This is a genomic window from Mucilaginibacter sp., from assembly GCF_035492695.1.
GTDB lineage: Bacteria > Bacteroidota > Bacteroidia > Sphingobacteriales > Sphingobacteriaceae > Mucilaginibacter.
This window is the reverse complement of sequence record NZ_DATJJC010000004.1, coordinates 117,699-136,264: the sequence shown is the minus strand read 5'-3', so window position 1 is coordinate 136,264 and position 18,566 is coordinate 117,699. Positions and strand designations below refer to the sequence as shown.

The following is an 18,566-nucleotide window of genomic DNA, read 5'->3' as shown; positions in this document are numbered from 1 at the left end:
TTACTTCGGCCATGCCATCGCCGGCAGCTGTTACCGCAAATTTGGCATCATTCTGATCGACGGCTATAGGCGTTTTCATTGCGGTCGTATCCTGCGTCTTAGCCACGTTAGTACTGTCGGCTTTGCTTTCGCTGTCGCTTTTATGCTCGCAGGCGTTCAAAGCAACTACAGATAAGGCGGTCACGAATAACAAACTTATTTTTTTCATGACGAATGTTTTATTTGATATTAGTTTAACAATGCCCAATAGTTAAGGTTTTTGCTTTCCGGGAAAGGTGTTTTTATCCGATTTGTTTAATAAAGTTTTTTATTTTTGATGCTGAAAAAAAGCACAATCATGAATTTTCCTGCTGAATTAAAATACACTAAAGACCACGAGTGGATCAAAGTAGAAGGCAATACTGCTATTGTTGGAATCACTGAGTTTGCGCAGCGCGAACTGGGCGACATTGTTTATGTCGATATTTCTTCGGTAGGAAAAGAAGTGGCCAGAGAGGCAACTTTTGGAACCGTTGAAGCGGTAAAAACTGTATCCGATCTGTTCATGCCACTAACCGGAACCGTAACCGACGTTAATCCTGCGCTTGACAGCCAGCCCGAGTTAGTAAACACCGACCCCTATGGCGAAGGATGGATGGTTAAGATCTCGATCAAAGACACTTCAGAGGTAGACGGTTTATTATCTGCCGAAGCTTATCAAACGCTTGTAGGCGCATAATGAAACCGGCGTTAAAATATCAAAAGCTCACAATTTTGTGGGCTTTATTTATTTTTACCATATGCAGTATCAAACTGGGCGGGGTTGGGAAGTCGCCAATGTTTTTTGTTGGGTTTGACAAAGTAACGCATTGCGGACTCTTTTTTGTGCTCACAGTTTTTTGGTGCAGCGGCATAATAAGGAAACAAAAAGTTAAGTTTCTTTCGTATACATCGGCAGCCATGGTTGTTGCTTGCGCGGTTGCCTTTGGAGGACTGATCGAGATACTGCAAATGACGATTTTTACCTGGCGCAGTGGCGAATGGGGCGATTTTGAAGCCGACGCCATAGGCGCATGTATGGCTGCTTTTAGTATCGTGATCATAGAACGGGCATTGGGACATGAAAAAAATTAAATACGCTTTAGCATTGCTGGCCATCATTGGCCTCTCATCTTGTGGTATTTTCAAAAAAGACTGTGGCTGTCCCCACTTCGGAAAAATCAAAACGGTTACCAAAACCGCTCCGATAGCCCGCTATGTATAGTATTGTTAAGCTGAATGTAAAAAAGTGATGAAGACCGCTTCTTCTTATTTGGATTTAATTTAAATAAGGTTTACATTTGTTCAGTATTTAGCATAACGGATATGAAACTTTCTCAACTTGAAGTAGGCGAAACTGGGATTGTAAAGGAGTTTACCGATCTTGAAATGTCGGTAAAGTTGATGGAAATGGGTTGTTTGCCTGGTGAAGAAGTGAGGGTTTCACGCATTGCTCCCCTTGGCGATCCCATCGCTATCCATGTTTCAGGTTACCAGTTGAGTTTACGTAAAAGAGAGGCTTCAACCATTATCCTGCAATAACATCATTTGACAATTGGACGCAGATATCAAAGTTGCGCTTGTAGGAAATCCCAATACCGGTAAATCTACTTTATTTAACGTACTCACCGGGCTCAATCAAAAGATAGGCAATTTTCCGGGTGTTACCGTCGATAAAAAGACAGGTTATTGCGATTTGCCCGACGGGCGCCGCGCACAAATTATAGACCTTCCGGGCACTTATAGCCTTTACCCCAAAAGCCGGGACGAGTCGATCGTATTTTCTGTTTTAGCCGATAAATCAAACCCGCTCAGGCCCGATCTTGCTGTTGTCATTCTCGACGCCTCTAACCTAAAGCGCAATCTGTTGCTTTATACCCAGGTTGCCGATTTGAAGATCCCGGTTATTGTAGCACTTAACATGATGGACCTGGCGCGCAAGTCGGATATTACCATTGATGTGGACGCATTCGCGCAAAAACTTGGTGTTCCGGTTGTTCCAATCGCAGCACGTAAAGGCGAAGGTATCGACAAGTTGAAGCAGGCCATCAGCTATGCCAACAAAGTGGCGCTACAGGAAGACACGATTGATGTGGAAGCGCTCGCTCCGCAACTGATTGCTCAAATAGGCGAAGAGATTGAAGTTGATAACCCGTATTTCGCTCTCCAGTTGGCTCACCAACACGAGACATTAAGTTTCCTTACGCCCCAACAAAGTGACCGCATCGAAGAGCTCGAACAACAACACAGCTTCCATTCGCAAAAGGCCCAGGCATCTGAAACTATAGCACGATATAATTTTATTAACGATCTGCTCTATGATACGGTCAGCAAAAAGGAGACCGCGCATGATCAAACCATCAGCAATAAGATCGACAAAATACTAACCCATAAGACCTTTGGGTTTGTTATTTTTTTGGGCATCCTGCTGTTCATGTTCCAATCGATATTTGCCTGGTCGGCTTACCCCATGAAGCTCATCGCCGATTTCTTTGTATGGGCGCAGGCATCGCTGCACAGCATATTGCCATCCGGGCCACTAACCAGCCTGGTTGTCGACGGTGTTTTAGGAGGATTGAGTGGCGTAATGGTCTTCATTCCGCAAATAGCTATCCTGTTTGGCTTTATTTCGATCCTGGAAGATACCGGCTATATGTCGCGCGTTACTTTCATGATGGATCGCATCATGCGTAAAGTAGGTTTGAATGGGAAATCGGTTGTGCCCCTTATCGGCGGTTTTGCTTGTGCAGTACCCTCAATCATGAGCACCCGCACCATCGAAAACTGGAAGGACCGGATGATCACCATCATGGTGACGCCTCTGGTTACCTGCTCAGCCCGCCTGCCGGTTTATACTTTATTGATCGCGCTGGTAGTTCCCAACCGTAATGTATGGTGGGTATTTAACTTGCAGGGCCTTGCGCTTACTGCTATGTACGTGTTTAGCCTGGTATCAGCTGTAACTGTCGCTTTTGTGATGAAGTTTATCTTCAAAGCGCGTGAACGCGGCTATTTTATTATGGAGCTGCCTGTTTACCGCATGCCGCGATGGAAAAATGTGGGACAGGATATGTATCAGCGCGCGAAAACTTTTGTGCTTCAGGCTGGTAAGGTGATCATTGCTGTATCAGTAATTCTGTGGGTACTGAAGTCATACGGTCCCGGCGATCGTTTTGAAAGGATCGATCAGAAGTATGAGCAGCCTCAATATTCGCAACTTAAACCTGAAGACAAGCAATTAGCGGTATCATCCGAAAAATTGGAGAACTCATACGCGGGCATGCTCGGGCATACCATAGAGCCCGTTATAAAACCGCTCGGGTTCGATTGGAAGATTGGCATCGCATTGATCACTTCTTTTGTTGCCCGCGAGGTATTTGTTGGTTCTATGGCCACCATTTACAGTGGTAATGAAGATAAAATAGAATCGGTGCAGCAAAAAATGCATGATGCCAAAAATCCCGAGACAGGTGGACCTGTATTTACCGCTGCCGTTGCATTTTCGTTGATGATGTTCTATGCCTTTGCCATGCAATGCGCCAGCACCATGGCCGTAGTTTACCGCGAAACCAAAAACTGGCGCTGGCCCGCCGCGCAATTTGCCTATATGACTGTACTGGCTTACCTGGCCAGTTTTATTACTTATCATTTGCTAAAGTAGCTTAAAGGCTAAAGCGGAAAGCTTTTTGTACGGATGTAGTAAGCTTTTGTCTTTCTGCTTATATTTGAGAATTGGATAAAGTAAAAGTATTAGAGATGTATCTTCCACCGGCGGCGGCCCCGCTGATAGGCAGGTGGATAGATTACTTTAAGTGTGAGTTTAAGGTTTCCCGTAACAGAAACAGCAAGTTTGGCGATTACCGCCCGCCGCATGGTGGTAAGGGTCATCGTATATCAGTCAATTATGACCTGAATCCCTACGCCTTCCTGGTGACTACCGTGCACGAGTTTGCGCACCTGCACACCTGGAACCAGCACAAGCATAAGGCAAAACCACACGGAACCGAATGGAAGGCCAATTTCAAAAAAATGATGCAGCCGTTTTTTGAGCAGGAAATATTTCCGTTCGATGTTAAGCGTGCTATAGTCAGCTATCTGAATAACCCGGCGGCTTCCAGTTGCTCTGATCTTAACTTATATAAAGCGCTCCGCTCGTACGATGCTCCCAAACCGGCGCATCTGACGGTAGATAAAGTGCCGATGAAGGCCTTGTTCAAACTTAACAATGGCCGCGTATTCCGTAAGGAAGAACAACTGCGCAAACGTTTTAAATGCACGGAGATAGCTACGCGAAGGGTTTATTTGTTTAGCCCGGTTGCGGAGGTGGAGTTGGTCGAGGGTTAGAGAAGGAGATGAAAGCTGAAAGGATAAACCTGCCGGCAGGCAGGGGCAAAAGGTTTTAATTATGGTTTAAACAGGCCTTTGTAAAAAGGATGTTCTTTATGCTTTTCATTTGACCAACGGAGCTTTCCATTTTCAAATATGGCAACGCGGGAAAATCGTGATAACGAGTTATCGAATAGATAGGCCTTGTCAAACAAGTGAATATATTTTTCAAGATTAGATTGACTTTTTGTATATCGTCTGAGGATGTCATCTCTTTCAACATTATGACCTGCGTCTGTAGTTCTTTGCTCCACGCGAATGATGTTATCCAATTTGGATTTCAGCGCAACATAATACAGGATAAGGCTATAACCTTTGGATTTTGCTTTTTGAATGTGATTGATCTCTGAGTTGCCTGAAAATGTGGTCTCAAAAGTAAAGTCGGTATTTTGGTCGATAGCTTTTTGTCGTCTCTGTAAAGCCATCCTGGCTGCCTTTACATGTAAGGCATAACTGCCCAGTTCTTCATGAGCTATTTGGTCGGGATTTATTACATCGGTTTTTACCCTCCCATTCTCAATAAGGTATTTAGTTAATGTAGTTTTTCCTGATCCATTAGGTCCGCCGATAACTGTTAACGCAGGCATTGTTAACTATTCAGCGGTTTGATGATCTCTTCCAGTAAGCGGTTGTCGGAAGTAAGTTCTTTTCGCACCAAAAACCTGAGCCTGTTGGGATATTCCTTTATAAAAAGGTTGCCTTCCATTGTTTCCGGGTATTCTTCATCACGATAAAAAATCGGCACACCTGCTTTAAGCATTTGCTCTGCACCCCAACCCGCACCCTCGTCGATTATACGTTGTGTAGGGTCTTCTTTATAAATATCTTCCAGCGTGACCATAATACTAAGTTACTAATAATTCAGCAATCTCTCCATCATCTCCCCCAACCTCGCCTTAGCTAAAAACTGGTCCTCGAGTGCCTTGTTCATGGGTATGGCGGTATCCATGCTGGCGCAGCGCATAACGGGGGCGTCCAGGTAAGCAAAGCAATGGTCGGCTATATGGGCGGCTATTTCTCCGCCGAAGCCATTGGTTAAGGTGTCTTCGTGTAATATCAAAACGCGACCGGTCTTTTTCACGCTGGCTTCAACGGCCTCTTTGTCCCAGGGCTGCAGGCTGCGCAGGTCGATGATCTCGATGGATTTGTCGCTGTGTTGTTTTGCATATTCCAGCGCCCAATGTACACCCAATCCATAAGTAATGATACTGGCCTGTGTGCCATCCTGTACTACGCGGGCTTTGCCTATCTCGATGGTATATTCGTCGTCGGGAATATCCTCGCTGATGCTGCGGTACAGGTATTTATGTTCGAAATAGATCACGGGGTTAGGGTCGTCAATTGCTGCTAATAATAAGCCTTTAGCATCCGATGGGAAAGCCGGGTAAACCACTTTCAGCCCTGGGGTTTTGGTGAACCAGGCCTCGTTACTTTGCGAATGGAAAGGTCCTGCGCCGGTACCCGCACCCGTGGGCATGCGCACTACCACGTCTACATTTTCGCCCCAGCGGTAATGTGTTTTTGCCAGGTTATTGATCACCTGGTTAAAGGCGCAGGTAACGAAATCGGCAAACTGCATTTCGACAACGGATTTATAGCCGTTGATAGACAGCCCCATTGCCGCACCCACAATACCCGACTCGCATATCGGCGTGTTGCGCACACGATCCTTGCCGAATTCCTCAACAAATCCCTGGGTTATTTTAAACGCGCCGCCGTATTCGGCAATGTCCTGGCCCATTAATACCAGGTTCGGGTGCTTCTTCATGCCTTCGCGCAGGCCGTCGCTTATGGCATCGATGTAGCGTTTTGATGTTTTTTGGTCGGAGGGCTGGACGGCTGCAAAGTTGGAAGGTTTATACATGTCGGCTATTTCGACAGCAGGGTCCGGGATAATGTCCGGTTCGTTGAATACCCGTTCGATCTGGATGTCGATCATCGAAGTAAAGCCGCTCCTGATCACTTTTATTTTGTCGGCATTCAGTACGCCTTCGTCTAACAGGAATTGCTCAAAGTTTGAGATGGGGTCCTTTTCTTTCCACTCGTCAAACAATTCCTGCGGAACATATTTAACGCCCGATGCTTCCTCGTGCCCGCGCATGCGGAAGGTCATGCATTCCAGCAGAACAGGTCGCGGGTTTTGGCGGATGTCCTCCGCCAGCTCGTTTATCGTATGGTAAACTTCCAGCACATTATTGCCATCTATCGTACGGCCCTCGATGCCATAACCAATGGCGCGGTCGCTTAGTTTTTCGCATTTATATTGTTCGTTCACCGGCGTGGAGAGCCCATAACCGTTGTTCTCGATCAAAAATATCACCGGTAAATTCCAAACCGAAGCCACATTCAGCGCCTCGTGGAAATCGCCTTCGCTGGTGCCTCCTTCGCCTGTAAAAACCAGGGTTGCCTTTTTTCTTTTGCCCAATTCATCCGCCAAAGCTATACCATCGGCCAGGGCCATTTGCGGGCCAAGGTGCGATATCATCCCGATGATCTTATATTCCTGCGTGCCAAAATGGAAGGAGCGGTCGCGCCCTTTGGTAAAGCCCGATGCCTTTCCCTGCCACTGGGCCATCAGTCGCGAAAGGGGAATATCGCGTGTTGTAAAAACGCCCAGGTTGCGGTGCATCGGCAGGATATATTCATCCGGCTGCATGGCCAGAGTACTGCCTACGGCTATGGCTTCCTGGCCAATGCCCGAGAACCATTTGCCGATGCGCCCCTGTCTCAAAAGGATCAGCATTTTCTCCTCTATCAGCCGTGGCCATAGCAAAGCCTTATAAAACGACACTAATTTGTCATTATCAACGTTTTTACGTTCGAAAATCATGAAGCGAAACTACTGAAGTTTTTAAAACTTTGTATGTTTGGGCAAACCAATAATCATCGCCATGAAATATATCTATTGCTGTCTCTTTTCCCTGCTTTTTCTTTTGGTATCAGAAGCCCGCGCCCAGGATTACTTGTTAGTGCCCCAGCACTTTTACCTGCATAAAGGCGATGAACTGAAAGTGCATTTGTTTAGTGCGAACCAGTTTGTAGTGCAGGACCGGCTTAATTTCGACCCGGCCAAAGTGGATAAGTTCAACATTACCGCGGGATCAAAAAAGTCGGATAAGGATATTGCCACCAAAAGCAGCGATACAATAGCGACGGTAACTGCCGAAAAAGACGGCCTGAACATGATAACCATGACCCGCAAGCCGGTAATTGATGACGTGGAGCGCGATGATTTTACGCGCGAACTGGACGATGAGGGACTTACGCAATATTCTGAAAAAGTAAAAAACGGGAGTAAGGATATTTTCAGGGAACGGTTTACCTGGTACCTCAAAACGCTGGTAAAGGTGGATAAAGAAAGCGCCAACGACTTTAACAAGAGCCAGGACCAGGATTACGAGATCATTTTAAAAGATAACCCTTATAAAGGTAACTATGGCGATGACATCATCGGGCTGGTTAATTTTAAGGGGAAGCCTGCCGTAAATGCCAATGTTCTTTTATATATCAAGTCGCACGGCGGCAATGTATTTGTTCAGAAACTATCTACAGATAAAGCAGGGCAGATCTATTTTAAGCTGAGCAGGGAAGGGGTCTACATGCTGCGCTCGATGCACATGGAACCATCAAAAGACAAAAGCGCCGATTACGACACCTGGCTAACAACCTATACATTCGCTTTTGTGAGCAGCAACGATATGCCAAATACTTACAAGGAGTTTGGCTTCGGGAATATTCATTAAACAACGTAGAGACGCATGATCATGCGTCCTTACCGGCAGATATTATCGTGGGAGACGCATAATTATGCGTCTCTACATTTCGGATTGATTTTTCTCAGCCCACATTTTGCTGAATGATTTTTCTGCTACTTTCGGCATTTCGCGCAGTTTGCCCCAGGTTTTCCGGAACAGCGTTTTGAGGAAGAAATTTTTGGTCTTTCCGCTGAAGAAGTCCATCCATTTGCGGTTGAGCATACCTGTTTTCCAAAGCGCCCAGCCCCATTCTTCTTTTTTGGTAACTACATGCTGTTTAACAGAATCGCGGCGGTTTAACAGCAGCATTTTATGTATGTCTATCTTTACGGGGCAAACCTCGCTGCATTTACCACACAGGCTGGATGCATAACTCAGGTGTTTGAATTCCTCCATGCCACGCGTGTGCGGGGTGATAATTGAGCCTATGGGCCCGCTATAGGTAGTTTCGTAAGTATGCCCGCCGATATTCTTATAAACAGGGCAGGCGTTCAAACAGGCGCCGCAGCGGATGCAATAAAGCCCCTGGCGCTGATCCTTTTGGGCAAGCAGGTTGGTACGGCCGTTATCCAGCAGCACCACGTACATTTCATCAGGACCGTCGGTTTCGTCGCCCTGGCGCGGCCCGCTTAAAATGGTATTGTAAACGGTCAGGTTTTGCCCGGTGCCATGGGTTGAAAGCATCGGCCAGAACAAGTCGAGGTCGGCAATAGAGGGGATTATTTTCTCGATACCAACAACTGCAATATGTATCTTAGGAAAACTGGTGCTTAACCTGGCGTTACCTTCGTTCTCGCTTATCGCGATGCTGCCGGTATCAGCCAGCAAAAAATTGGCCCCCGTAATACCTACATCAGCCTGCACATATTTGTCGCGCAGCAGCTCGCGGGCCTTAGCGGTCAACTGTTCGGGCGTAAAATCCAGTGGCGTGCCGAACTTTTCATGGAACAATTTGGCAATGTCCTCCTTGGACAGGTGCATGGCGGGGGTAACGATGTGGTATGGCCGCTGACCTAATAACTGAACGATATATTCGCCTAAGTCGGTCTCCAGCGATTCGATATGGTTTTCTTCCAGGAATTCGTTGAGCTGAATCTCCTCGGTCACCATCGACTTGGATTTGACAACGGTTTTTGCGCCCGCCTTTTGGATGATGTTCAGTATTTCGCGGTTGGCTTCTTCTGCGTCGTTTGCCCAGATCACCTTACCGCCGCGACGCTGAAAATTGGCTTCAAACTCGGGCAGGAACTTATCCAGGTTCTCCATCACCCGCCATTTGATCACATGGCCCTTTTTTTTGGTATTGTCAAGATTGATAAGCCGCGACAAACCCCTATCGACAGCGGTATCATATTTGGCAATATTATAGTTGATGATATGGCGGTGGCTCATGTCGAACGCCTTATCCTCAGAGGCAACCAAAAACTCTTCCGCGATGTATCCCATGGTTGCGAAATTAAGGATTTTATGTTTAAGGCGTAGTTGATAGCGTTGAATAAGTTAGATTAAGTTGGTTGGGAGAAATTCTTATAAAAAAAAGACTTCCGAAGCTTTTAAAACTTCGGAAGTCTGCAATTGATTCGGAATGACCTTAGTTTGAAGATGCCGGAGCATCCACTACCGGCCTCTTATCCCGGTTAGCCAGTTCCCAGCCGGTATAAAATACCAGTTGTGCGCGTTTTGCCAGCAGCGGGAAGTTGATCTTGCTCACTTCGTCGCCGGGCTGGTGGTAATCAGCATGTACGCCGTTGAAGTAGAAGATGATAGGTACACCATGCTTAGCAAAGTTGTAATGATCTGAACGGTAGTAGAACCTGTTCGGGTCCTTTGGATCATCGTATTTATAATCCTGGTCCAAATGGGTGTATTTGGCGTTGGCATCCTCGTTTATCTGGTGCAGCTCCTTGCTCAGCATAGCCGAACCGATGGTGTACACATAGTTTGCCGAGTCAGCTTTGCCGATGTATTCTTCGCCAACACGACCGATCATATCAATATTCAGGTCGGTAATGGTATTAGCCAGCGGGAACACCGGATGATCGGTATAGTATTCGGATCCTAACAGGCCTTTTTCTTCGCCTACGTTGCCCAGGAACAGGACACTTCTGCGCGGACCATGACCGTCTTTTTTTGCCTGCGAAAATGCTTTGGCTATTTCCAGTATGCCGGTAGTGCCAGAACCATCATCATCAGCGCCGTTATTTACTTTGTCCTTGCCGTTCGGGTTTAAACCGATATGGTCGTAATGGGCCGAGAAAACAAGCACCTCATCTTTCAGGTCGGTACCCGGCATGTAGCCCAGTACGTCAACCGCTTTAACGTCTTTATGTATTGTACGAAAATCGGCTTTTACATCGGCTTTGATAACCTGTGCGCCCGAGCCTTTCAGGTCGGCATAAGATTTTCCGCTCGATTTTACCAACTGGTCGGCCAGGGCCGTCGTAATATGCATAACAGGTATTTGCTGTGTTACGTTTTTGCTTTCGGGCGTTTTTATGGTTAAGCGCCCACCTCTTACCGACGATCCGAACCGTTTCATCAGGTCGGCAATTTCGCCGTTAGCAGCCAGTATCAAAGCCGGATTTTTGCTTTGCAAATTTTTCAATATGGCAGTACGGGCAGCAGTGGCGCGGTAGCTGGTGTTGGTTTCCTTACCAGCTTCGGGCTTATCCTCGTTTATCAGTAAAATTACTTTGTTGGCAATATCGGTATTACCCAATTCGGCTTCGGTGCCATAACCTACAAAAACAATTTCGCTGGCAGTTATGGTATTATCCGAGGCATTGGAGCGGGTAAAGAAATCGACCCCGTTAGCAGCAGCTTCGCCATTCACGTTAAAGGAAATTTCCATCGAATTTTCCACTAACGGGATGTCAAGGAAATATGAACCGTTTACCGGTGCCTGCAGGCCCAGCCGCTTAAATTCGGCTTCAATATAATGGGCTGCCTTATCGGCGCCGGGTTTGCCGGTTTCGCGGCCCTCGAAGGCGTCCGATGCGATGATGCTCAAATGCTTTTTGGCATCTTCAGCTGTGATCAGCTTCGCATACTTAGTGGGGTCGGCAGTTTTTTGCGCGCTCGCGTATGTCCCGATAGCAAGCGCGCCGATAATTAAGTAAGTTTTTTTCATATATGTGTTTTGTTAATTATTGAGATTAGTTAATTGGTAATAAGTGATTGGTTAACTGGTGATTGGTGACTTGTTTTTAAACCTTTTACCGTTACCCTTACACCTTAGCAAGCCATTTTGTTCACCCTGTTGGCGTGCCTTCCGCCCTCAAATTCGGTATTCAAAAATATTTGGATGATCTTTTCGGCTTCTTCTATCGAAATAAAACGGGCGGGGATGCATACGATGTTAGCATTGTTATGCTTGCGTGCCAGTGCGGCCAGTTCCTCATTCCAGCAAATGGCGGCACGTATACCCTGGTGCTTGTTGGCCGTAATAGCTACGCCGTTGGCGCTGCCACATACCAGAATACCAAAATCGAAGTCGCCATTTTCTACAGCCGAAGCTACAGGATGGGCAAAGTCGGGATAATCGGCCGAATCAGCCGAATAAGTTCCGAAATCCTTCAGGTTTTCCTGGTTCAGCCATTTAGCTATCGCTTCCTTATATTCAAACCCGGCATGGTCGGCGCCGATGGCTATTTTAAGATCGTTCATTGGCCAAATCTATTATAAAATTTAAGCAACGAAGGTAAAGATTTTGTTGGAAACTGCTTAGCTATTTAACTGGCATCGGCTTCTGCGGCGCGTTTCTTTTTCCTGCGTTCAACAACAGCTGCAACGCTGATACTCAATTCGTAAAGCAACAGTAACGGTATGGCAACCACCGTCATCGTAAGCATATCGGGAGTAGGCGTAACTATCGCAGCGATGATCAATATGATAACGATAGCGTAACGCCGGGTATCGCGCATAAATTTAGGCGTAAGTATGCCCAGGTTAGCCAGGATATAAACCAATATCGGCAATTCAAAAACCAGGCCGGTAGCCAGGGTAAGGGTAGAGACAGAAGACAAATATGAATCGACCGAAAATAAGTTCTGGATCTGCCCGCTTACAGTGAAACTGGATAGAAAGTTAAGCGATACCGGGGTTATGATATAGTATCCAAACAATACACCACATATAAATAAAAATGAAGCGTAGAACACAAAACCGCTTGCCGCCTTGCGTTCTTTTTCATGTAAGGCCGGCTTGATAAACCGCCATAGTTCAAACAGCAGGTAGGGGATGCCCAGGATCAAACCGATCATAAGCGCCGAGTCGATCATCAGGGTAAATTGCCCGGCCATTTCGGTATTGATGAGGTGGATATTGATATTGCTGATACACATATCGCGGTGCAGCCACTCGCCGACCTGGCACATCGCCCTGAAGGTCCAGAAGTCCTTCTTGCTGGGGGCCATGATGATGTGGTCGTATATCCAGGTATAAAAAGTAAAAGCGATAATGGTGAATACACAAATGGCCAGGGCCGAGCGGATAAGGTGCCACCTTAATTCTTCCAGGTGGTCGAAAAAGGACATTTCGCCCTCAAGGCTTTTGCTTTTTTCCTTGACAGTATTGATTATTTTATCGCTTATCTTGCTCATTGCCTTATATAAATAGCCCGCCGGAATTACGGTATGCTATTTACGATTTAATTTACTATTGCAGTGTAATTTTAGTTGGAATATTCAAAAGTCTCCATGAATTTGGTAGTAAAATTACCCGCCCGGAAGTTAGGGTCCTGCAATAATTTTAAATGGAATGGAATGGTTGTCTTGATGCCTTCTATCACAAATTCGCTTAATGCACGTTCCATGGTGCTTAGGGCCTCCTCGCGGGTTTGCGCCACGCATATTACCTTGGCTATCATCGAATCGTAATTTGGCGGGATAACATACCCCGAGTACACATGGGTATCGATACGTACGCCATGACCACCCGGTGAGTGGAAATTGGTGATCTTACCCGGCGCAGGGCGGAAGTTGTTAAATGGATCTTCGGCGTTGATACGGCATTCGATGGCGTGCATCGTCGGTTCGTAATTTTTGCCGGAGATAGGTATACCGGCTGCAACTTTTATTTGCTCTTTTATCAGGTCGAAGTTGATCACCTCTTCGGTAACCGGGTGCTCCACCTGTATACGGGTGTTCATTTCCATAAAATAGAAGTTGCGGTCCTTGTCCACCAAAAATTCGATGGTACCTGCACCCTCATATTTTACTGCCTTGGCGCCTTTGATAGCGGCGTCGCCCATGCGTTTGCGCAGTTTTTCGGTCATGAAAGGTGAGGGAGATTCCTCCACCAATTTCTGGTGACGGCGCTGTATGGAACAATCGCGTTCGGAAAGGTGGCATACCTTGCCGTATTGGTCGCCTACTACCTGTATCTCTATGTGGCGCGGATCGACCACGTATTTCTCTAAATAAAGACCATCGTTACCAAACGCAGCGGCTGATTCGGCACGTGCCGAATCCCAGGCGGGTTCAAATTCTTCATCCTTCCAAACCTGGCGCATGCCACGGCCACCGCCGCCGGCAGTCGCTTTCAGTATAACGGGATAGCCTATTTTGTTGGCTAAGGCAATGCCTTCCTTTACGTCGTTCAGCAAGCCTTCGGAACCCGGGATCGTTGGTACACCGGCTTTCTTCATGGTGGATTTAGCTGAAGCCTTGTCGCCCATGGCATTGATCTGGTCGGCAGTAGCGCCGATAAATTTAATGCCATAGTCGGCGCAAATGGCCGAGAACTTAGCATTTTCCGACAGGAAACCATAGCCGGGGTGTATAGCATCGGCGTTGGTCAGCTCAGCTGCCGAAATAATATTGGGGATACTTAAGTAAGAATCCCGGCTGGGCGGAGGGCCAATACACACGGCCTCATCGGCAAAACGTACATGCAGGCTGTCCCTGTCCACAGTAGAATATACCGCTACGGTTTTGATACCCATCTCCTTACACGTACGTATAATACGAAGGGCAATTTCGCCGCGGTTGGCAATTAATATTTTCTTAAACATTTTTTTTCCTTTTGGGAGTACACCGGATTCCATTTTGATCGGTTAAAATAAACGGATAATTGATCTACACCGCCGCACCTGCAGGCAGGGCAGCTGCTGTGTAAACGTTACGCCGGCTCGACCAGGAATAAAGGCTGATCGTATTCCACCGGAGATGCATTATCAGTCAGAATTTTCACAATACGGCCGGATACTTCCGACTCGATCTCGTTAAACAATTTCATCGCCTCGATAATGCAAAGCACCTGGCCCTCTTTTATCTCGTCGCCAACGTTAACGAAAAGGGGTTTCTCGGGCGAGGCAGAGCGGTAGAAGGTGCCTATCATCGGCGATTTGATGGTAATGTATTTCGATGTATCAGCTTCAGCTGCAGGGGCGGTTGTTGTTGTCGGGGCTATTGGCACCGGGGTAGCTGCCGCTGCAATGGCGTTTATTGCCGGGGCCGGTTCAACAGGCACGGTAGCAGTTACATACGTTGGCGCCTGGTTGGTTTTTATCGTGATCTTGAAGTCTTTCTGTTCGATAGCGACTTCATTTACCCCCGATTTTGAAACGAAGCGTATCAGGTCCTGAATCTGTTTAATATCCATAAGTTTGGAATTGGTTTTGGATAAAGAATTATTCTAAGTTATATCTTAATGTGCAAATATGCGAATTTCAAATGTGCGAATGTGTAAATATGCAGATGTGCAAATGTTTTAATTAGTCAGGTTAATAAATTTTACTGGATTTTGTAATAGCAAATAAACAAAACATATCTATAAAAGTTCAGGCATTTGCACATTTATCATTTGCACATCTGCACATTAAATTATCTGCACATCAATAAGCCCATTTTAAGTAGACCGACCCCCAGGTAAACCCACCGCCAAATGCGGCCAATATCAGGTTATCGCCTTTTTTAAATTTGCTTTCCCACTCCCACAGGCATAATGGTATGGTGCCGTTGGTGGTATTGCCATAACGTTCGATATTGATGATCACCTTATCGGCGCTTACGCCGGTGCGGTTTGCTGTAGCATCAATAATACGTTTGTTGGCCTGGTGAGGCACCAGCCAGGCAATATCTTCCGACTCCAGGCCGTTGCGCTCCATTACTTCAGCGGCGACATCGGCCATGTTGGTTACCGCGAATTTAAATACCGCCTGCCCTTCCTGGTAAGCAAAGTGTTCGTTCGCATCTATGGTCTCATGTGTGGCAGGTTTTAACGAACCGCCCGCTTTTTGATGCAGAAATGCCCGGCCCGATCCATCGCTTTTCAGCACCGAATCTATAACGCCGTAGCCTTCGGTGTCCGGCTCTAACAATACCGCGCCACAGCCATCGCCAAAGATGATACAGGTTGCACGGTCCTTGTAATTGATAATGGCCGACATTTTATCGCCGCCCACAACCAATACTTTGGTATGTTTTCCGCTCTCGATAAACTGAGCGCCCGTAGCCAGCCCGAATACAAACCCTGAGCAAGCCGCCTGCAGATCGTATCCCCAGGCATTTTTCGCGCCTATCTTATCGGCCAGTATATTAGCCGTTGCCGGGAAAGGCATATCAGGCGTGGTGGTACAAAAAATTATCAGTTCTATTTCTTCGGCAGATATGCCTCTTTTTTTCAGCAGGCCCTCAACGGCGGGTACCGCCAGGTCTGACGTGGCAAGGCCTTCGCCTTTAAGTATCCTGCGTTCCTTTATGCCGGTTCTGCTGGTTATCCACTCGTCGTTGGTGTCCACCATGGTTTCCAGCTCGTGGTTGGTCAGCACATAATCGGGAACGTATCCATTTACAGCAGTAATAGCAGCATGAATTTTATTCATCTATATGAAGTAGTAATTACTGAAATGCGTTTTTAATTTTTTCGACAAGGCCGCTTTCTGCCATGTCCCTTGATAAAAGCACCATGTTTTTGATAGCCTCGGGGCTTGATATGCCATGCCCCACCACTACCGGGGCGTTAATGCCCAGGATAGGGCTGCCGCCATATTGTTCGTAATTAAAACGGGCAAAGAATTCGTCCTTTATCTGTTTTTTGAGTGATATCACATAAAACGATTCGGCCATCTTTAGGGCAACGTTCCCGGTAAAACCATCGGTTACGTAAACATCGGCAACATCGCTGAAAAGGTCGCGTCCTTCGATATTTCCCACGAAATTGAAATTCGGGTTTTCCTTCATCAGCGGGTACACCGCCTGGCAAAGGGCATTGCCTTTTTCTTCTTCCTCGCCAATATTTAACAGCGAAACACGCGGATTAGGCATGTGGTACACCGTTTCGGCAAATAAGCTGCCCAGTACGCCAAATTGGGGCAGGTACTCCGGCTTGCAGTCGGCATTGGCGCCAACATCCACCAAAAGGCCAAAACCGCCTGTCAGCTTGGGTACGTTTGTCGACATAGCCGGGCGAAGTACGCCCTCGATAGTTTTTACGCTAAGCACCGAGCCTACCAGCATAGCGCCGGTATTGCCTGCAGACGAGAAAGCGTCGATACCGCCATCTTTCAACAGCTGGAAACCAACGCTTATGCTTGAACCTGGTTTTTTGATGACCGCCTTGGCCGGATGTTCGCCCATGCCGATAACCTCGGTGGTGTGAACAAACTCGAAATTTTCTGCGCCGAAATTATTTTCCTGTAGAATGGCTAAAGCAACGTCCTTATCACCGATAAGTACAAGTTTCTGGCTTTCAGGCAGTAGTTTGGCGGCCTCAATTGCCCCCAAAACAGTTGCCTTTGGAGCGAAATCGCCGCCCATTATATCCAAGCCAATCTTCATTTCAGAAAATTAAACTTAGGCAGTTGCGGCGTTTTCGATAAGGAGCTTACCGTTGTAGTATACGTTACCATCAACAGTATAAGCTCTGTGTGGCAAATGTACAGCACCGGTTGTTTTGCAAGTGGTTAAAGTTGGAGCTTCAGCTTTGTAATGCGTCCTGCGTTTCGCTGTTCTCGATTTTGAAAATTTCCGTTTTGGATGTGGCATAACTTCCTGTAATTATATCATTTAATTTTTTTCAAAACGTCCCACCGCGGGTCCGTTTTTGTGTTTTGATCGCTATCCTTCGACAATTCGCCCAGGCGATCAAGCATTTCCTTATCACAATAAGGTGTTTTGCCCTCGTCGCTGCAAACCGCAATAAACGGCGCCGCAACATTTACGTATTCATATATCAGCCCGGCAATATCAATCTCATGATCGTTCTTTGTCAGGGTAATAATCTCTTCGTCCTCATCAATACCTTCCCCGCTAAACTTGGCTATCTGCTGTTCCTGTATATCCACCGGCTGCGGGTATTCGGCCAGGCATTTATCGCAGGTCATGGTAATATGGCCTTTGATATCGAAATTCAGTATCAGCATGGTTTCCTGCTTTTCCAGTTCCACCTTGCAAACCAGTTCGGCTTTCTTTACCAGCGAGTATTCAAACGCGTCGAAAAAGGCATTGCCAATCTCATAATCAAAATCATGTTTCCCCAGTTTTAGCCCGGTGAACGGAATTGAATATGTTTTTAGCGATTTCAATGAGCGATAATTAGCCCGCAAATGTAGGGAAAATTTAAGAATGTGGAAAAAAAAAGTTGAAATAGGGGAGTCGGGAAGTCCGGAAGACCGCATAAGTCCGAAAGTTGGGGATTACCGGATACGAATTATAACTCCCTCCCCTGGGAGGGGTGCGGCAGGCAGCGAAGTGGCGGGGAGGGGTTTCGCCGCCATGGTGGTTGTTTACTGCCGACTGCTAACTAAAAACTGCCAACTGAATTTGGGCGTATCCCTGCGGGCCGCGCTATCCGCTTATACTGCGCAAGCCTTAGCCGCGGGGCCGGTATCCGCTGCTATCGCTTACGCAAACAAAAGGCTGTCATGTTGAGGCTCTCGAAACATGAGCGCAGGCATGCCGCTTTTTGTCTGACCTGGATTAAACAGATTTAGACGATTAACATGATGCCCGTCCCGCACCGCTATGTCATCCCGAACTTGTTTCGGGAACCCACAAGATAAGTAGGCGTTGTGCGGGATAATTAGCACGTGGGATGCTGAAACAAGTTCAGCATGACGGGGGCTTTTATATTGTTACAATAGGCACACGCGACACCGCCGCGTTGGCCGGGATTTGCGTTCTGTTCCGTCCGTAATTTTGAAACAGCTAAGCGGAACACCACCCCAAACATCGGGGCGGTAGCGGGGAGGTATAACCACTTTATTTAAACAACATCATTATACCAATAACTACGAGCGCAATTCCAATAATCAGCAAACCAGCATTTCCTCCAAGAGTATCGGCTACGCCTTCTGCAAAACGTTTTAATTGGAAGTAAGAAAGCCATCCTCCTAAGATAATCATGATAACACCTATTACTATGTTCATAACATTGCCAATTATCGGCATTCCAAGCGGGGTTTTA

At 46.8% G+C, this 18,566-nt stretch carries 21 protein-coding genes and 1 pseudogene; 7 read left to right on the top strand and 15 right to left on the bottom strand.

The features are described 5' to 3' along the window. Positions 1–208, bottom strand: a pseudogene (locus tag VL525_RS01710) (DUF4142 domain-containing protein); the annotation flags it as partial. Between the two features lie 129 nt (positions 209–337). On the opposite strand from VL525_RS01710, the gene gcvH reads away from it, so the two are divergent. The 5 genes from gcvH (at position 338) to VL525_RS01685 (ending at position 4,362) form a co-directional block, all read left to right on the top strand. Beyond that, positions 338–718, top strand: coding sequence for a glycine cleavage system protein GcvH (gcvH, locus tag VL525_RS01705; protein WP_325382642.1), 381 nt, complete (start codon positions 338–340; stop codon positions 716–718). Continuing rightward, on the top strand, positions 718–1,113 hold the full coding sequence (locus VL525_RS01700) for a VanZ family protein (RefSeq protein ID WP_325382640.1): 396 nt from the start codon (positions 718–720) through the stop codon (positions 1,111–1,113). The genes gcvH and VL525_RS01700 overlap by 1 nt, the downstream gene beginning before the upstream one ends. A 231-nt stretch (positions 1,114–1,344) precedes the next feature. After that, positions 1,345–1,560: a ferrous iron transport protein A gene (locus VL525_RS01695; RefSeq protein WP_325382638.1), complete on the top strand. Its 216-nt coding sequence runs from the start codon at positions 1,345–1,347 to the stop codon at positions 1,558–1,560. Between the two features lie 13 nt (positions 1,561–1,573). After that, positions 1,574–3,679 carry a ferrous iron transport protein B gene (gene feoB / locus VL525_RS01690; RefSeq protein ID WP_325382636.1) on the top strand — a complete coding sequence of 702 codons (2,106 nt, stop codon included), beginning with the start codon at positions 1,574–1,576 and terminating at the stop codon, positions 3,677–3,679. Between the two features lie 71 nt (positions 3,680–3,750). Further along, entirely contained in the window at positions 3,751–4,362 is a 612-nt protein-coding gene (locus VL525_RS01685; RefSeq protein ID WP_325382634.1) for a SprT-like domain-containing protein, read from the top strand. A 59-nt stretch (positions 4,363–4,421) separates the two neighbouring features. Here VL525_RS01685 and VL525_RS01680 read toward each other — a convergent pair whose 3' ends face one another. From VL525_RS01680 to VL525_RS01670, 3 genes are read right to left on the bottom strand one after another with little or no spacing between them, the layout of a single operon-like run. Then, on the bottom strand, positions 4,422–4,991 hold the full coding sequence (locus VL525_RS01680; RefSeq protein ID WP_325382632.1) for a zeta toxin family protein: 570 nt from the start codon (positions 4,989–4,991) through the stop codon (positions 4,422–4,424). Between the two features lie 2 nt (positions 4,992–4,993). After that, positions 4,994–5,245: a hypothetical protein gene (locus VL525_RS01675; RefSeq protein ID WP_325382630.1), complete on the bottom strand. Its 252-nt coding sequence runs from the start codon at positions 5,243–5,245 to the stop codon at positions 4,994–4,996. A 12-nt stretch (positions 5,246–5,257) separates the two neighbouring features. Next, positions 5,258–7,195, bottom strand: coding sequence for a dehydrogenase E1 component subunit alpha/beta (locus tag VL525_RS01670; RefSeq protein ID WP_325382628.1), 1,938 nt, complete (start codon positions 7,193–7,195; stop codon positions 5,258–5,260). Between the two features lie 100 nt (positions 7,196–7,295). On the opposite strand from VL525_RS01670, the gene VL525_RS01665 reads away from it, so the two are divergent. Continuing rightward, positions 7,296–8,147 carry a DUF4198 domain-containing protein gene (locus VL525_RS01665; protein ID WP_325382626.1) on the top strand — a complete coding sequence of 284 codons (852 nt, stop codon included), beginning with the start codon at positions 7,296–7,298 and terminating at the stop codon, positions 8,145–8,147. A gap of 72 nt (positions 8,148–8,219) precedes the next feature. Here VL525_RS01665 and VL525_RS01660 read toward each other — a convergent pair whose 3' ends face one another. From VL525_RS01660 to VL525_RS01615, 10 genes are all read right to left on the bottom strand, one after another. Beyond that, positions 8,220–9,605: a LutB/LldF family L-lactate oxidation iron-sulfur protein gene (locus VL525_RS01660; protein WP_325382624.1), complete on the bottom strand. Its 1,386-nt coding sequence runs from the start codon at positions 9,603–9,605 to the stop codon at positions 8,220–8,222. Positions 9,606–9,750: 145 nt separating this feature from the next. Further along, positions 9,751–11,289, bottom strand: coding sequence for a M28 family peptidase (locus VL525_RS01655; protein ID WP_325382622.1), 1,539 nt, complete (start codon positions 11,287–11,289; stop codon positions 9,751–9,753). A gap of 104 nt (positions 11,290–11,393) precedes the next feature. Beyond that, positions 11,394–11,825, bottom strand: a complete 432-nt coding sequence (rpiB, locus tag VL525_RS01650; protein ID WP_325382620.1) for a ribose 5-phosphate isomerase B — start codon at positions 11,823–11,825, stop codon at positions 11,394–11,396. A 65-nt stretch (positions 11,826–11,890) separates the two neighbouring features. After that, a complete protein-coding gene (gene tatC, locus VL525_RS01645; RefSeq protein ID WP_325382618.1) occupies positions 11,891–12,760 on the bottom strand; it encodes a twin-arginine translocase subunit TatC in 870 nt (289 codons plus the stop codon). A gap of 71 nt (positions 12,761–12,831) precedes the next feature. Next, positions 12,832–14,172 (bottom strand): acetyl-CoA carboxylase biotin carboxylase subunit, encoded by a 1,341-nt coding sequence (accC, locus tag VL525_RS01640; protein WP_325382616.1) that lies wholly within the window; start codon positions 14,170–14,172, stop codon positions 12,832–12,834. A 107-nt stretch (positions 14,173–14,279) separates the two neighbouring features. Further along, positions 14,280–14,762, bottom strand: a complete 483-nt coding sequence (accB, locus tag VL525_RS01635; protein WP_325382614.1) for an acetyl-CoA carboxylase biotin carboxyl carrier protein — start codon at positions 14,760–14,762, stop codon at positions 14,280–14,282. Positions 14,763–14,994: 232 nt separating this feature from the next. Further along, entirely contained in the window at positions 14,995–15,984 is a 990-nt protein-coding gene (locus VL525_RS01630) for a beta-ketoacyl-ACP synthase III (protein WP_325382612.1), read from the bottom strand. Between the two features lie 16 nt (positions 15,985–16,000). After that, positions 16,001–16,939, bottom strand: a complete 939-nt coding sequence (gene plsX, locus VL525_RS01625) for a phosphate acyltransferase PlsX (protein ID WP_325382610.1) — start codon at positions 16,937–16,939, stop codon at positions 16,001–16,003. Between the two features lie 15 nt (positions 16,940–16,954). Beyond that, positions 16,955–17,146: a 50S ribosomal protein L32 gene (gene rpmF, locus VL525_RS01620; protein WP_325382608.1), complete on the bottom strand. Its 192-nt coding sequence runs from the start codon at positions 17,144–17,146 to the stop codon at positions 16,955–16,957. A 17-nt stretch (positions 17,147–17,163) separates the two neighbouring features. Beyond that, positions 17,164–17,685, bottom strand: a complete 522-nt coding sequence (locus VL525_RS01615) for a DUF177 domain-containing protein (protein ID WP_325382606.1) — start codon at positions 17,683–17,685, stop codon at positions 17,164–17,166. A 40-nt stretch (positions 17,686–17,725) separates the two neighbouring features. Between VL525_RS01615 and VL525_RS01610 the strand changes: the two genes are divergently transcribed. Next, positions 17,726–18,031 carry a hypothetical protein gene (locus tag VL525_RS01610; RefSeq protein WP_325382604.1) on the top strand — a complete coding sequence of 102 codons (306 nt, stop codon included), beginning with the start codon at positions 17,726–17,728 and terminating at the stop codon, positions 18,029–18,031. Between the two features lie 330 nt (positions 18,032–18,361). On the opposite strand, the gene VL525_RS01605 is transcribed toward VL525_RS01610, so the two are convergent. Next, positions 18,362–18,529, bottom strand: coding sequence for a hypothetical protein (locus tag VL525_RS01605; protein WP_325382602.1), 168 nt, complete (start codon positions 18,527–18,529; stop codon positions 18,362–18,364). Positions 18,530–18,566: the final 37 nt, after the last annotated feature.